At 72.9% G+C, this 13,536-nt stretch carries 13 protein-coding genes and 1 pseudogene; 8 read left to right on the forward strand and 6 right to left on the reverse strand.

What is annotated here, in order from left to right; genetic code table 11:
• Positions 1–155 precede the first annotated feature (155 nt).
• On the reverse strand, positions 156–941 hold the full coding sequence (locus tag LRS07_RS14590; protein ID WP_260498731.1) for a helix-turn-helix transcriptional regulator: 786 nt from the start codon (positions 939–941) through the stop codon (positions 156–158).
• 111 nt (positions 942–1,052) lie between these two features.
• Between LRS07_RS14590 and LRS07_RS14595 the strand changes: the two genes are divergently transcribed.
• From LRS07_RS14595 to LRS07_RS14610, 5 genes and pseudogenes are all read left to right on the forward strand, one after another.
• Positions 1,053–2,066 carry a Bug family tripartite tricarboxylate transporter substrate binding protein gene (locus LRS07_RS14595; protein WP_260498732.1) on the forward strand — a complete coding sequence of 338 codons (1,014 nt, stop codon included), beginning with the start codon at positions 1,053–1,055 and terminating at the stop codon, positions 2,064–2,066.
• Between the two features lie 81 nt (positions 2,067–2,147).
• Positions 2,148–3,341: pseudogene (locus LRS07_RS14600) on the forward strand (FAD-dependent monooxygenase); the annotation flags it as partial.
• Between the two features lie 61 nt (positions 3,342–3,402).
• Positions 3,403–3,729 carry an aromatic-ring hydroxylase C-terminal domain-containing protein gene (locus LRS07_RS22455; protein WP_509909123.1) on the forward strand — a complete coding sequence of 109 codons (327 nt, stop codon included), beginning with the start codon at positions 3,403–3,405 and terminating at the stop codon, positions 3,727–3,729.
• A gap of 42 nt (positions 3,730–3,771) precedes the next feature.
• Complete coding sequence (locus LRS07_RS14605) at positions 3,772–4,932, forward strand: NAD(P)-dependent alcohol dehydrogenase (protein WP_260498734.1); 1,161 nt, start codon at positions 3,772–3,774, stop codon at positions 4,930–4,932.
• Between the two features lie 24 nt (positions 4,933–4,956).
• A complete protein-coding gene (locus LRS07_RS14610) occupies positions 4,957–5,928 on the forward strand; it encodes a tripartite tricarboxylate transporter substrate binding protein (protein ID WP_260498735.1) in 972 nt (323 codons plus the stop codon).
• A gap of 15 nt (positions 5,929–5,943) precedes the next feature.
• On the opposite strand, the gene LRS07_RS14615 is transcribed toward LRS07_RS14610, so the two are convergent.
• The 4 genes from LRS07_RS14615 to LRS07_RS14630 all read right to left on the reverse strand — a co-directional run bounded on the left by LRS07_RS14615 (position 5,944) and on the right by LRS07_RS14630 (position 9,216).
• Positions 5,944–6,918 (reverse strand): Bug family tripartite tricarboxylate transporter substrate binding protein, encoded by a 975-nt coding sequence (locus LRS07_RS14615; protein WP_260498736.1) that lies wholly within the window; start codon positions 6,916–6,918, stop codon positions 5,944–5,946.
• A gap of 30 nt (positions 6,919–6,948) precedes the next feature.
• On the reverse strand, positions 6,949–7,725 hold the full coding sequence (locus LRS07_RS14620) for a class II aldolase/adducin family protein (protein WP_260498737.1): 777 nt from the start codon (positions 7,723–7,725) through the stop codon (positions 6,949–6,951).
• Positions 7,726–7,831: 106 nt separating this feature from the next.
• Entirely contained in the window at positions 7,832–8,302 is a 471-nt protein-coding gene (locus tag LRS07_RS14625; RefSeq protein WP_260498738.1) for a MarR family winged helix-turn-helix transcriptional regulator, read from the reverse strand.
• 47 nt (positions 8,303–8,349) lie between these two features.
• Positions 8,350–9,216 carry an alpha/beta fold hydrolase gene (locus LRS07_RS14630; RefSeq protein WP_260498739.1) on the reverse strand — a complete coding sequence of 289 codons (867 nt, stop codon included), beginning with the start codon at positions 9,214–9,216 and terminating at the stop codon, positions 8,350–8,352.
• A 105-nt stretch (positions 9,217–9,321) separates the two neighbouring features.
• Here LRS07_RS14630 and LRS07_RS14635 point away from each other — a divergent pair, with 105 nt between their 5' ends.
• The 3 genes from LRS07_RS14635 to LRS07_RS14645 are packed head-to-tail and all read left to right on the forward strand — an operon-like array spanning position 9,322 to position 13,289.
• Positions 9,322–10,167: a p-hydroxycinnamoyl CoA hydratase/lyase gene (locus LRS07_RS14635; RefSeq protein WP_409450548.1), complete on the forward strand. Its 846-nt coding sequence runs from the start codon at positions 9,322–9,324 to the stop codon at positions 10,165–10,167.
• Positions 10,168–10,178: 11 nt separating this feature from the next.
• Positions 10,179–12,290, forward strand: coding sequence for an acetate--CoA ligase family protein (locus LRS07_RS14640; RefSeq protein WP_260498740.1), 2,112 nt, complete (start codon positions 10,179–10,181; stop codon positions 12,288–12,290).
• Positions 12,291–12,314: 24 nt separating this feature from the next.
• A complete protein-coding gene (locus LRS07_RS14645; RefSeq protein WP_260498741.1) occupies positions 12,315–13,289 on the forward strand; it encodes a Bug family tripartite tricarboxylate transporter substrate binding protein in 975 nt (324 codons plus the stop codon).
• Positions 13,290–13,338: 49 nt separating this feature from the next.
• On the opposite strand, the gene LRS07_RS14650 is transcribed toward LRS07_RS14645, so the two are convergent.
• Positions 13,339–13,536 (reverse strand): tannase/feruloyl esterase family alpha/beta hydrolase, encoded by a 198-nt coding sequence (locus LRS07_RS14650; RefSeq protein WP_260498742.1) that lies wholly within the window; start codon positions 13,534–13,536, stop codon positions 13,339–13,341.

Raw genomic sequence — 13,536 nt, forward strand, 5'->3', positions numbered from 1 at the left:
ACCGACGACACCCTTCACGGGATCCTGTTTTACCCCTAGCGCGGCGAGCTCAGCCCGCCGTCTACCATAGGTGAGGGATGGGTTCGACGCTGACGTTCACGTGCCGTTGGATCCGAAGGGGGCGCCGACACCACGCCGACCCGGGCGCCGCACCGTCAGTGCCCGCCGCCCTCCAGCAGCCGGGCGAAGAGCTGGCTGCGGAAGTGGATGCCCAGCCGACCGAAGGCACGGTTGCGGTAGGTCTTCACCGTCGACAGGCTGAGCCCGAGGTCGACCGCGGTGCCCTCCTGCGTCATGCCCTGCAGCAACCGCTCGCAGACGTCGAGTTCGCGCGCCGTCATGCCGGGCGCCAGGGCCTGCAGCCGGCGCCGGTGGGGCGAGGCCTCGCCGTCGGCGCCGCGCGTCAGCTGCACGTGTTTCCGCATCAGCGCCAGCAGCACCGGCGCCACCGCGCCGAAGTCGCCGATCTCGCGGTCGGTGAAGGGGCCGGTGTCGCGGTGACGGTAGAAGTTGACCGCGAAGACCGAGTCGTCGTCGTCGCGCCGCAGCACCGACACGCGCTCGACCATGCCGTGCGGGTCGTAGACCTTCGACCGGTGCTCTGCGGGCACCTCGGCCGCGGTGATGTGCGACACCAGCGCCACGCCGCCGGGCACGTCGGTGTCGCCCTGGCCCAGCGTCCGGTCGTGGCGGTGCGGGCCGGAGACGTAGGCGCGCCAGCAGTCGGCGGTGGTGTCGGGGTCGCGGCTGCTCAGGCCGAGGAAGCGCACCGGCGTGGCGCCGACCGCGGTGCGGTACACCGACAGCGAGGTGGCCGGCACGATGCGCCGCACGAAGTGCAGCACGGTGGCGCCGAATCCCGGCTCGGCCAGCTGCGCCACCAACTCGGCCAGCGCGGCGGCGCCGACCGGGCCTTGGGCATCGGGGATCCAGGTTCTCATGGTCGTCGAGGCTGAGGTCAGGGCGTCGTCTTCTGGGACGACTGCGGCCGGCGCCCGGCCGGTCTACCCTGCCCGTTGCGGTCCTTCGCAAGAACAATGATGGAGACAACGATGACGCTCGCGCGCCGCGGCCTGCTGCCCGCCCTGCTGCCAACCCTCGTGGCGCTGCCCCTGGCCGTTGCCCTGCTCGCGCCCGCGGCGGCGCAACCGTCCGCCACCGCAGGTTACCCCCAGCGGCCGGTGCGGCTCATCGTCGGCTTCCCTGCCGGGGCCGGCCCGGACATCCTGGCGCGGCTGCTGGCGCAGAAGCTGTCGGAACACTGGGGCGGCCAGGGCGTGGTGGTCGACAACAAGCCCGGCGCCGGCGGCCTGATCGCGGCCAGCGAGGCGGCCCGCGCCGCGCCCGACGGCCACACCCTGCTGCTGGGCCTGACCGGCAACCTGGTCATCGCGCCGGCCACCTACCGCAAGCTGCCCTACGACCCGCTGAAGGACTTCGTCCCGGTGAGCCAGGTGGTGACCTCCGACTTCGTGCTGATGAGCAACACCGAGAAGGTGCCGGTGCGCGACGTCAAGGAGTTCGCCGCCTGGTCGCAGAAGCAGCCCAAGGGCATCTTCATGGGCACCTTCGGCGCCGGCACCCCGGGGCACTTCGGCGCCTTCATCCTGGGCGACGCGGTCAAGGTCAAGCCCGAGGTCATCCACTACAAGAACACCGGCGACGTCATCACCGGGCTCGTCAACGGCGACGTGCACGCGGTGCTGGCCAGCGTCGGCGTGGCCGCGCCCAACGTCAAGGCCGGCCGGCTGTCGGCGCTGGCCGTCACCGGTCCGGCGCGCAACCCGGCCATGCCGGAGGTGCCCACGCTCAAGGAGCAGGGCATCGACCTGGAGATCACCTCATGGTTCGGCATCGTCGTGCCGGCGCGCACGCCGATGGAACTGGTCGACAGGCTGAACGCCGACCTGCTCAAGGTGCTGCAGTCGCCCGACACCCGCCAGCGCATCGAGGCCGCCGGCTTCGCGCCCACCGGCACCTCGCGCGAGGCCTTCGCGCGGCTGATCCAGTCCGACACCGCGGTCTGGGGCAAGGCCGTGGCGGCCACCGGCTACAAGGCGGACTGACCGGCGATGGCAGCGACCACCCCCTCCACCACCACCGACGTGCTCATCGTCGGCGCCGGCCCGGTGGGCCTGACGATGGCGATGGACCTGAACGCCCGCGGCGTGCGCACCATCCTGCTCGAACGACGCGAGTACCTGGAGCCCCCGAGCCCGAAGTGCAACCACGTCGCCGCGCGCACGATGGAGCAGTTCCGCCGGCTGGGCATCGTGCAGCAGGTGCGCGACGCCGGCCTGCCGCCGGACTACCCGCACGACGCCGCCTTCCGCACCACGGTGACCGGCATCGAGATGGCGCGCATCCCGATCCCCGCCCGGTCCAAGCGCTTCATCGAGACCGACGGCCCCGACGGGAACTGGCCCACACCGGAGCCGCCGCACCGCATCAACCAGATCTTCCTGGAGCCCATCCTGCTGGCGCACGCGGCGGCGCTGCCCAACGTGACGCTGCTCAATCGGGTGGAGTTCACCGGCTTCACCCAGGACGACGACGGCGTGCACGCCACCGCCACCGACCTGGACACCGGCACCGAGCACACCTTCCACGCCCGCTACCTGGTCGGCTGCGAAGGCGGCCGCTCGCTGGTGCGCAAGGCCATCGGCGCGCAGCTCGAAGGCACGCCGGTGATCCAGCACGTGCAGTCGACCTGCATCCGCGCGCCGAGCCTGCTCGGCCTGGTGCGCCAGCCGGCCTGGGGCTACTACGCGATGAACCCGCGGCGCAGCGGCACGCTGTACGCCATCGACGGCATCGAGACCTGGCTGGTGCACAACCACCTGCAGCCGGGCGAGGACGACCCGGAAAGCGTCGACCGCGACCTGTCGATCCGCCAGATCCTCGGCGTCGGCGACGACTTCGCCTACGAGGTGGTCAGCAAGGAGGACTGGGTGTCGCGCCGCCTGGTGGCCACGCGCTTCCGCGACCGCCGCGCCTTCATCGCCGGCGATGCGGCGCACCTGTGGGTGCCCTACGCCGGCTACGGCATGAACGCCGGCATCGCCGACGGGCTGAACCTGGCCTGGCGGCTCGCCGCCACGCTGGCCGGCTGGGCCGGGCCGGCCATGCTCGACGCCTACGAGCGCGAGCGCCAGCCCATCACCGAGCAGGTGTCGCACTTCGCGATGGAGCAGGCGCACGCGCTGATCAAGATGCGCGGCGGGGTGCCGGCCGACATCGAGGCCGAGGGGCCGGCCGGCGATGCGTTGCGCGCCGAGTTCGGCCGCAGCGCCTACGAGCTGAACGTGCAGCAGTTCTGCTGCGCCGGCCTGAACTTCGGCTACTTCTACGAGGGCTCGCCGGTCATCGCCTACGACGGCGAGGGCGCCGCCGCCGTACAGCATGGGCGCCTTCACGTCGTCCACGGTGCCGGGCTGCCGGGCGCCGCACTTCTGGCTGGCCGACGGCCGCTCGCTGTACGACGCCTTCGGCGCCGACTACACGCTGCTGATGACGCGCGGCGGCGCCGACCCCGGGCCGCTGCTGCAGCGAGCGGCCGAGGCGGGCGTGCCGGTCAAGCTGCTCGACGTGCAGGCCCAGGCCTTGCCGCCGGAGTACCGGCACCGCTGGCTGCTGTGCCGGCCGGACCAGCACATCGCCTGGCGCGGCGACGACGTGCCGCCGGCCGCGCTGTTCGATCGCCTGCGCGGCGCCCTGCCCGTTGAATGACGCCGCGGCGACCGCCGCACGTCCCACTGTCGCGACCGCTGCATGACACCGCGCTGCACCTGTTCCGTCACCGCCGCCCTCACCACCCTCCCCGGCGCGCCGTTCACCCTCGCCCGCCTGACGCTGGACGGCCCGCGCGACGACGAGGTGCTGGTGCGCATCGTCGCCTGCGGCATCTGCCAGACCGACCTCGCCGTGCGCGACTCGCCCGCCCTGATGCCCAAGCCCGCGGTGCTGGGGCATGAAGGCGCCGGCATCGTCGAGGCCATCGGCGAGCGGGTGACGCGGGTCCGCCCCGGCGACGCGGTGGTGATCAGCTTCTCGTCCTGCGGCCGCTGCAGCGCCTGCCTGCGCGGCGAGCCGGCCTACTGCGCGCACACCCGCTCGCTCAACTTCGGCGGCGGCCGGCCCGACGGCAGCACCGCCCTGCACGAGGCCCCCGCCGCGGCCGAGCCGCGGCCGGTGCGCAGCCACTTCTTCGGCCAGTCGTCGTTCGCCACCCGGGCGGTGGTGAACGAGCGCAACCTGGTGCGGGTGACCGAGGCGGTGGACGCCGGCGTCGCGCTGGAGACGCTGGGCCCGATGGGCTGCGGCCTGCAGACCGGCGCCGGCGGCGTGCTCAACAGCCTGAAGGTGCGGCCGGGCAGCCGGCTGGCGATCTACGGCACCGGCGCGGTGGGGCTGGCGGCCACCATGGCCGGCGCCATCGCCGGCGCGGCCACCGTGCTGGCGGTCGACGTGCAGCCGCAGCGCCTGGCGCTGGCCCGCGAGCTGGGCGCCACCCATGTCGTCGACGCCCGCGACCCCGAGGCCGACGCGCAGATCGAGGCGGCGCTCGGCGGCGCCGATGGGGGTGGCGCCGACTTCGCGCTGGACACCAGCGGCCGCCTCGACACCCTGCGCGGTGCGGTGCAGCGCCTGGCGCCGCGCGGCGTGCTCGGCCTCATCAGCTCGGCCAAGGGCGCCGACGTGCCGGTCAACGCGCTGCACCTCATGGTCGGCGGCCGCGGCGTGGTCGGCATCCACCAGGGCGACAGCGTGCCGCAGGTGTTCATCCCGCAGCTCATCGCCTGGCACCGGGCGGGGCGCTTCCCCTTCGAACGGCTGCTCGGCTTCTACGACCTGGCGCGCATCAACGACGCCGCGGACGACCTGGCCCAGGGCCGGGTCATCAAGCCGGTGGTGCGCATGCCGGCGGCCTGACGCACATCCCCACAGGAGACCTCCATGGACCGACGACTCGCCCTCATGGCGCTGGGCACCTTGCCGCTGGGCGCGGCCGCCCAGGCCCAGCCGGGCGCCTTCCCGGGCCGGCCGGTGCGCATCGTCTCGGCCTTCTCGCCCGGCTCCGGCCCCGACGCCATGCTGCGGCTGGTGGGCGAGCGGCTGTCCAAGGCGTGGGGCCAGCCGGTCACGATCGACAACCGGCCCGGCGGCGGCGGCTTCATCGCCGTGGCCGAGGTGAAGAAGGTGCCGGCCGACGGCCACACCCTGCTGCACGCCGACGGCCTGAACTTCACCGCCGTGCCGCACCTGTACAAAAAGCTGCCCTACCAGGTGAGCGACTTCGACCCGGTGACCCCCATCCACCGCAGCTTCTTCTTCATCGCGGTGGCGGCCAACTCGCCGCACCGGACACTGGCGGACCTCATCGCCGCGGCCAAGGCGCGACCCAACGAGGTGACCTACGGCTCCTGGCAGGTGGGCAGCGTGGCCCACCTGTCCGGCGCCATGTTGGAGGCGGCCACCGGCACGAGGATGAACCACATCCCGTTCCGCGACAACGCACAGCTGTACGGCGCGGTGGCCAGCGGCGACGTGGCCTGGGCCTTCGGCTCGGCCGGCAGCACCGGCCCGCTGCAGCGCGCCGGCAAGCTGCGCTACCTGGCGCTGGCCGGCCCGCGCCGACTGGACACCCATCCCGACGTGCCCACCGTGACCGAGGCCGGCGGCCCGCCGCAGTTCGAGGCCAGCGGCTGGGTCGGCCTGTTTGCGCCGAGGGGCACCGACCGGGCGGTCGAAGACCGGCTGAGCGCCGACCTGGCGAAGGCGCTGAACGACCCCGCCGTGCGCAGCAAGATGACCGAGTTCGGCTACGAGCCGCTGCCCCTGTCGCCCGCCGACACCGCCGCGCTGGTGGCCCGGGAATCGCCGCGTTATGCGGAGATCGTCAAGCGCGACGCCATCGTGCTCGACTGAGCGCCGCGGCCCGCCTCATTCCGCGCGGATGTTGGCCGCCTTGACCAGCGGCGCGTAGGCCTGCTGCTCGGACAGGATGCGCTGGCGCACCGCCTCCGGCGCCGCCCAGCGCGCGTTCTGGCCGAGGGCGCGCAGGGCGTCCTGGGCCTCGGTGCGGCCCAGCCAGTCGCGCAGGGCCTCGCTGAGCTGGCCCACCACCGCCGGCGGCGTCTTCGCCGGGGCGTACAGCGCGAACCAGGTCTCGGCGCTGTAACCGGGGAAGCCCTGCTCGGCCACCGTCGGCACGTCGGGGAACTGCGGCGAGCGCTGCGGCGAGGTGATGCCGAGCACCTTCACCTTGCCGGCCTTGACCAGCGACTCGATCGAGCCCGAGTCGATCATCGTCAGCGGCGTGCGGCCGGCGGCCAGGTCCGGCAGTGCCGGCGCGAACCCCTTGTAGGGCACGTGGTTCAGCTGCACGCCGGCGCGCTGCGCCAGCAGCTCCATGAACAGGTGCACCGGCCCGCCGATGCCGTTGGAGGCGTAGGCCAGCTTGCCCGGCTGCGAGCGGGCCAGCTTCAGCAGGTCGTCCAGCGAGTTCACGCCCAGTTCGGTGGACACCACCAGCATGAAGGGCGAGGTGGTCAACAGGCTCACCGGCACGAAGTCGGCCATCGGGTCGTAGGCCAGCTTCTCCTGCACCAGCGGCTGCAGCGCCATGGTGGTGCCGCCGGTCATCAGCAGCGTGTGGCCGTCGGCCGGCGCGTTGGCCACCGCGACGGCCGCGATCGACGTGTTGCCGCCGGGCCGCGACTCGACCACGAAGCGCTGGCCGAGCGACCGGTCCAGCGCCACCGACATCTGCCGCGACAGCGCGTCGGCACCGCCGCCCGCGGCGTACGGGATGACGATGCGCACCGGCCGTGTGGGGTAGGACGGCGCCTGCGCCGTGGCGGCCATGGCCGAGGCCAGCAGCCACAGCACGGACAGGAAGCGGACGAAGCGGCGCATGGGATGTCTCCTGTGGGGTTATGGTGTGTTCTAGTCGCGGTAGGACGGGTCGAGCCCGTCCAGCAGCCGCAGCATGGCCGGCCATTCGGCCACGCCGACCGGGCTGAAGGTGCCGTTGGCGCGCGGCACGCCGGGCGTGGTGAACCCGTTGTCGGCGATGCGCGCGGCGAGCGCCGGCGACGGCATCGTCAGCGGCTGGCCGCTGGCCAGCGCATCGACCTGGGCCTGCATCGCGCGCTCCAGGTGCCACATCATGCTGAAGGCCTGGGCGATGGTCTTGCCCACCACCAGCGTGCCGTGGTTGCGCAGGATCATCACCGGCTTGTCGCCCAGGTCGCGCGCCAGCCGCTCGCGCTCGCTGACGTCGTTGGCCAGGCCCTCGCTGTCGTGGTAGGCCACGCGGTCATGGAACAGCATGGCGTGCTGGGTCAGCGGCAGCAGTCCGCACTGCATGGCCGACACCGCCATGCCGGCCCGGGTGTGGGCGTGGATGACGCAGACCGCATCGGGCCGCGCCATGTGCACCGCGCTGTGGATGACGAAGCCGGCCCGGTGCACCGGATGGTCCGACGGCTCGACCAGGTGCCCGTCGACGTCGATCTTCAGCAGGTTCGACGCCGTCACCTCGTCGAAGCGCAGGCCGAAGGGGTTGAGCAGGAAGTGGTCGTGCACACCCGGCACGCGGGCCGAGATGTGGGTGTAGACCAAATCCGTCCAGCCGAAGTGCGAGTGCAGGCGGTAGCAGGCCGCGAGGTCGACGCGCACCTGGCGTTCGTCGGTCGGCGCAAGGGGTGACGCAGTCGTCATGGGGTGGCCGTGGGTCGGAGCGGCGGATTCCACCGCGATTGCGTGGCCAGAGGAAGTGAAAAAAATCGAAGCCGCGTTGAAGTGGCCTGCAACGCGCGGGTCGCGCCTAGCCCGTGGCGAGCAGCCCTTCCTCTTCGACCGCCCCCTGCAGCACGAGGGCGGCCAGCACCGACCGGAACACCTCCATGTCGGCGGGACCGACGGCGCTGAACAGCCGTCGTTCCAGCCGGTCCATCAGCGCGTCGCCGGCGGCCACCAGCGCCGCGCCCTTCTCCGTCAGGCCGACGCGCAGGATGCGGCGGTTCGCGGCGTCTTCCGACCGCTCGATCCAGCCGCGTTCCTCCAGCGCCGACAGCAGCTGCCCCATGGCCTGCTGCGTGCGGTAGAAGCGACGCGACAGGGCGGCCGACGACGAGCCGGGGTGCTTGGCCACCGTCGCGAGCACGGTGTACTGCAGGCTGGTGGCGCCGAGTTCGCGCAGGCCGTTGTCGACGTGGGCGCGCACCACGACATGGGCCTGCGACAGCAGGTAGGTCGTGCGCGCCTTGCGGCGTGGCGATGCGCTGGATCTGGCCATGGGGTCTCCGGGACGGGAGCGTATCGCACCGCCCAGCGGCGGCGCCCTCATGCGGCGGCACGCTCGGCACCACCGGACGACCGCAACAGCCCGTCGAGCAGCCGGTTGAACCGCTCGGCCTGCTCGTAGGGCGCCCAGTGCCCGGCGTCGGCCACGACGTGCAGACCTGCCTCGGGACGCAGCCGGCGAAGGGCCTCCTCCTGGGCGGCGGGGTCGCAGGACCCCAGCACGTCGTGCTCGCCGCAGACGCACCCGGGCGTGAGCGCGAGGCGTTGCAGGGCCTGCGCCTCGCGCGTGTCCATCAGCGAGAAGACGTCGAGGCGGGCCCGCGACTGGTTGACGGCGTGCAGCTCCAGCGCGGCCTCGTCGATGCGTGCCGGGTCGTGGAACATCAACGTGGCCAGGTTGTGGCGGTGCGCCTCGCGCAGCGCCTGAGGGTCGTCGACCAGATGCCGCCACCGCACCAGGCCCGACGGCATCGGCGGCAGCACGCCGTCGAAGGACCCCCGCACCAGCACCAGCGCGTCGACCGCCGCCGGATGGCGCAGCGCCATCGCTTCGGCGACGAAGGAGCCGAGCGAGAAACCGACCAGCGCAAAGGGCCCGGTGCACCGGCCGCTGCCCAACAGGCTGGCGTGCAAGGCATCGGCCATGCGGCCCATGGTGCAGGGCTCGGCCATCGCCGCCGAGTCGCCGCAGCCCGGCAGGTCGGGCACGTAGACCGCATGCGTCGTCGCCAGATGGGGGGATGTTGCGCAGCCAGTGCGTCCAGCTGCCGGCGCTGCCGTGCAGCAGCAGCAGCGGCCGGCCCTGTCCCCAGGAGCGCCACACGATGCCGTGGTCGTTGTCCTGCCAGCGCCGCGCCGCGGCGTCGAGCCGGGCCAGCGCCGGCGTTCGCCACGTGGAGGCTTCAACGGAGGGCAGTGTCATGGTTGTCCCTGTGTCCTTCTCAAGGGTCGCTATATAAAGTCTATTTACTAATACTGGACCCCACAAGTCCAAGACAGCAAAGGAAACCCGTGTCCGACGTCAACACCGCCTCTCCCAGCGAGGACCCCGTCCTGGTCGATCTGCAGGACGGCATCGCCTGGGTGACCCTCAATCGCCCGTCCAAGCGCAACGCGATCAGCCCGCCGGTGGTCTATCGCATGTGCGAGGTGCTCAACCAGCTCGAGACCGACCCCGCCTGCAAGGTGCTGGTGCTCACCGGCGCCGGCGAGGCCTTCTCCGCCGGGATGGACCTGCGCGACTACTTCCGTGCCACCGACGGCGACCGCGACGCGCAGCTGAAGCTGTTCCGCGCCAACGCGCAGTGGCAGTGGCGTCAGCTGCGCTTCTACGCCAAGCCCACCATCGCCATGGTCAACGGGTGGTGCTTCGGCGGCGCCTTCACGCCGCTGGTGTCGTGCGACCTCGCCATCGCCGCCGAAGAAGCCACCTTCGGCCTGTCCGAGATCAACTGGGGGATCATCCCGGCCGGCATCGTCAGCCGCGCGGTGGCGCAGCTGGTGCGCGAGCGCGACGCCATGTACCTGGTGATGACGGGCGAGCCCTTCGACGGCAAGCGCGCGGCGGAGATCGGCCTGGTGAACGAGGCGGTGCCACGCGCCCGGCTTCGCGAGCGTGTCGTCCAACTGGCCAAGGTGCTGATGGACAAGAACCCGACGGTGCTGCGCACCGCCAAGCAGGCCTACCGCCAGGCCGCGGAGATGCCCTGGGAGCAGGCCGGCGACTACCTGATGGCCAAGGCCGACCAGTCGACCTTCGCCGACCCCGAGCGCGGACGCGCCCAGGGCATGAAGCAGTTCCTCGACGAGAAGACCTACCGCCCGGGCCTCGGCGCGTACCGGCGCGAAGAACGCTGACCGGCCGCCGCATGCACGACGCCCTGCCCGCCGGCGCCATCGATCGACTGCTGCGCCCCCGGTCCGTCGCGGTGGTCGGCGCGTCGCCTGAGCCGCAGTCCGTGTCCGCGCGGCTGCTGGCCAACCTGCGCGCCTTCGGCTACGGCGGCGACCTGCACCTGGTCAGCCGCAGCCGCACCGAGCTGGACGGCCGGCCCTGCCAGCCGAGCATCGACGACCTGCCCGCGGGCATCGACGCCGCGGTCCTCAACGTGCCGCAGGCCGCGGTGCAGGCGTCGATCGAGGCCTGCGCGCGGCGCGGCATCGGCGCGGCGGTGGTGTTCGCTTCCGGCTTCGCCGAGCTGGGCGACGAGGGCTCCGCGCTGCAGCAGGCCATCGCCGAGGTGGCCCGCGCGAACGGCATCGCGCTGCTTGGCCCCAACTGCATGGGCCTGATCAACGCCGTCGACGGCGCGGCCCTGACCTTCGGCCCCTTCCTGCCCGGCCCCGCGTTGCAGGGACCGCGGGTGGCGGTGGTGGCGCAGAGCGGCGCCATGATGGGCAACGTGCGCCAGGCCATGCTCGGCAAGGGCCTGCGTGTGAGCTTCGCGGTCTCCACCGGCAACGAGGCGGTGGTCGGCATCGAGGACCTGCTGCCGCCGCTGGTCGACGCGCCGGAGGTCGATGCGCTGGCCGTCTTCGTCGAGACGCTGCGCCGGCCGCAGGCCTTCCTCGCGGTGGCCGCGAGGGCACGCGCCGCCGGCAAGCCCATCGTGCTGCTGCACCCCGGCCGCGGTGAACGCGCGCAGGCGGCGGCGGCCTCGCACACCGGAGCACTGGCCGGTGACCATGCGGTCATGCGCGCGCTGGTGGCGCGCGAAGGCGTGGTGCTGGTCGACACGCTCGACGAGCTGTTCGACACCGTCGCCTTGCTGGCGCGCTACCCGCAGCCGCCGCGCGGCGATGCGGGCGTGGTGTCCAACTCGGGTGCGCTGCGCGGCCTCAGCCTGGACCTGGCGGAATCGCTGGCCCTGCCGCTGGGCACGCTGGCGCCGGCCTCGGCCGACCGGCTGGCCGGCGTGCTGCCGCCTTTTGTCCACCCCGACAACCCGCTGGACATGACCACCGCCGGCATGCAGAACCCGGCGGTGTTCGGCCAGGTCGCGGCGGCGATGCTGGACGACCCGAACGTCGGCAGCCTGACGATGGCGCTGATGGGCGGCCTGGGCCGCGACCAGCAGCGGAAGGGCGAGGTGCTGCTGCCGGTGTTCGGCGCCACCGACAAGCCGGTGGCCTTCGTCATCATGGGCGACGACGATCCGCTCGACGACACCTTCCGGCAGGCGATGCTGGGCAGCGCCGTGCCCTTCTTCCGCTCGCCCGACCGGGCGCTGCGCGCCATGGCGCAGGTGCACCGGCGCGCGGCGCTGCTGCGCGAGGCCGGGCGGCGTGCCGTGCCGGCGGACGTCGGCGAACTGCCGCTGCCCGCCACGCCCGGCCCGCTGGCCGAGCACAAGGGCAAGCAGGTGCTGCGCAGCCTCGGCATCGCGGTGCCCCAGGGCCGGCTGGCGGTCAGCGTCGACGACGCGCTGCAGGCGGCCGAGGCCATCGGCTGGCCGGTGGTGCTGAAGGCCCAGGCCGATGCGCTGCTGCACAAGAGCGATGTCGGCGGCGTGGTGGCCGGCGTGACCGACGCGGCCCGGCTGCGGGCCGCCTGGGACCGGCTGCAGGCCGACGTGGCCCGCGGCGCCCCCGGCCTGGTGCTGGAGGGCGTGCTGGTCGAGGCGATGGCGCCACCGGGCCTCGAGCTGGTGCTCGGTGCGCGGCGCGACCCGCAGTGGGGCCCGGTGCTGATGGTCGGCCTGGGCGGCATCTGGATCGAGGCCCTGCAGGACGTGCTGCTGCTCGCGCCCGACCTCGACGAGGCGCAGATCGCCGACGCGCTGCGGCGGCTCAAGGGCGCGCGGCTGCTGAGCGGACTGCGCGGCCGTCCGGCCGTCGACACCGGCGCGGTGGCGCACGCCGCCCGGCGCCTGGCCGACCTGATGCAGGCCCAGCCGCGCCTGCGCGAGATCGACCTCAACCCCTTCGTCGCCTACGGCGACGGTGGCGTGGCACTGGACGCCCTGCTGGTGCTGGACTGAAGCAAAAATCCGAAGGAGACCCCGATGACACCCATGTTCCGCCGAACGGCCATCGGCCTGTGCTGCGCGCTCGCGCTGACGCCCGCCCTCGCCCAGGAGAACTACCCCGCCAAACCGGTGCGCATCGTGCTGCCCTTCCCGCCCGGCGGCAGCGTGGACGCGGTGATCCGCATGATCGAACCGGGGCTGGCCGAACGGCTGGGGCAGCCGGTGATCATCGAGAACAAGCCTGGCGCCGGCGGCAACATCGCCATGGACACGGTGGCCAAGGCCCCGCCCGACGGCTACGTCGTCGGCATCGGTGCGACCGGCGCCCTGGGCCTGAACAGCGTCATCGGGCAGCGCATGACGTACGACCCGCTGAAGGACCTGGCCCCGGTGGGCCGCGTCGCGACCAGCCCGTTCCTTCTGGTGGCCTCGCCGCAGTTCAAGGCGTCGACGGTGAACGATGTCATCGCGCTGGGCAAGCGCAGCCCGTCGGAGCTGACCATCGGCCACGGCGGCAACGGCACGCTGATGCAGCTGTCGGCCGAGCTCTTCCGCAACATGGCCGGCATCGACGCCGTGCTGGTGCCCTACAAGGGCACCGGGCCGGCGACGGCCGATGCCGCCGCAGGCCAGGTGCCGCTGGCCATCAGCGACCCGCCGGCGGCGCTGCAGCTGATCAAGGCCGGCCGGCTGAAGGCGCTGGGCGTGACCACGCGCACCCGCAGCGAATCGCTGCCCGACGTGCCGACCCTGCACGAGCAGGGCCTGGCGGGCTACGAGTCGCTGGGCTGGTTCGGCATGGTGGCGCCGGCCGGCACGCCGCCGGCGGTCATCCGCCGGCTTAACAACGACCTCAACGCCGTGCTGCGCGACCCCGCCGTGCGCGCCCGCATCGCCGCCCAGGGCGCCGACGCCGCGCCCAGCACCCCGGCCGAACTGCAGGAGCTGATGCGCAGCGACATGGCCAAGTGGTCGGCGCTGATCAAGAAGGTCGGCCTGAAGTTCGACTGACCTTCGACCGACCTCCGACCGGTGCCCGAGCGGGCACCGGTCGCCGGGGTCAGCGGCAGACGAAGCTGGCCGCCGACTCCAGGTCCGTCGCCCCTTCGCGCCGCTGCGCGGTCTGCGGGTAGGGGCACAGCGGCCGGCTGCGGGTGGCGGACCAGCCGGCGGGCAGCTCGGTGTTGACGCCGCCGGCGTTGCCCGCCCCCGCACGTTCGCCACCACCTGGGCCGGGGCGCGGCCCTGCTCCACCCAC

Origin of the sequence: Aquabacterium sp. J223 (assembly GCF_024666615.1) — a bacterium.
GTDB lineage: Bacteria > Pseudomonadota > Gammaproteobacteria > Burkholderiales > Burkholderiaceae_C > J223.

Bases quoted from the DNA above. Each gene is read 5' to 3' on its own strand.
- LRS07_RS14640 (WP_260498740.1), top strand. From the start codon at position 10,179: ATGCACGACGCCCTGCCCGCCGGCGCCATCGATCGACTGCTGCGCCCC.
- LRS07_RS14645 (WP_260498741.1), top strand. From the start codon at position 12,315: ATGACACCCATGTTCCGCCGAACGGCCATCGGCCTGTGCTGCGCGCTC.
- LRS07_RS14610 (WP_260498735.1), top strand. From the start codon at position 4,957: ATGGACCGACGACTCGCCCTCATGGCGCTGGGCACCTTGCCGCTGGGC.
- LRS07_RS14605 (WP_260498734.1), top strand. From the start codon at position 3,772: ATGACACCGCGCTGCACCTGTTCCGTCACCGCCGCCCTCACCACCCTC.
- LRS07_RS14595 (WP_260498732.1), top strand. From the start codon at position 1,053: ATGACGCTCGCGCGCCGCGGCCTGCTGCCCGCCCTGCTGCCAACCCTC.
- LRS07_RS14625 (WP_260498738.1), bottom strand. From the start codon at position 8,302: ATGGCCAGATCCAGCGCATCGCCACGCCGCAAGGCGCGCACGACCTAC.
- LRS07_RS22455 (WP_509909123.1), top strand. From the start codon at position 3,403: ATGGGCGCCTTCACGTCGTCCACGGTGCCGGGCTGCCGGGCGCCGCAC.
- LRS07_RS14620 (WP_260498737.1), bottom strand. From the start codon at position 7,725: ATGACGACTGCGTCACCCCTTGCGCCGACCGACGAACGCCAGGTGCGC.
- LRS07_RS14590 (WP_260498731.1), bottom strand. From the start codon at position 941: ATGAGAACCTGGATCCCCGATGCCCAAGGCCCGGTCGGCGCCGCCGCG.
- LRS07_RS14615 (WP_260498736.1), bottom strand. From the start codon at position 6,918: ATGCGCCGCTTCGTCCGCTTCCTGTCCGTGCTGTGGCTGCTGGCCTCG.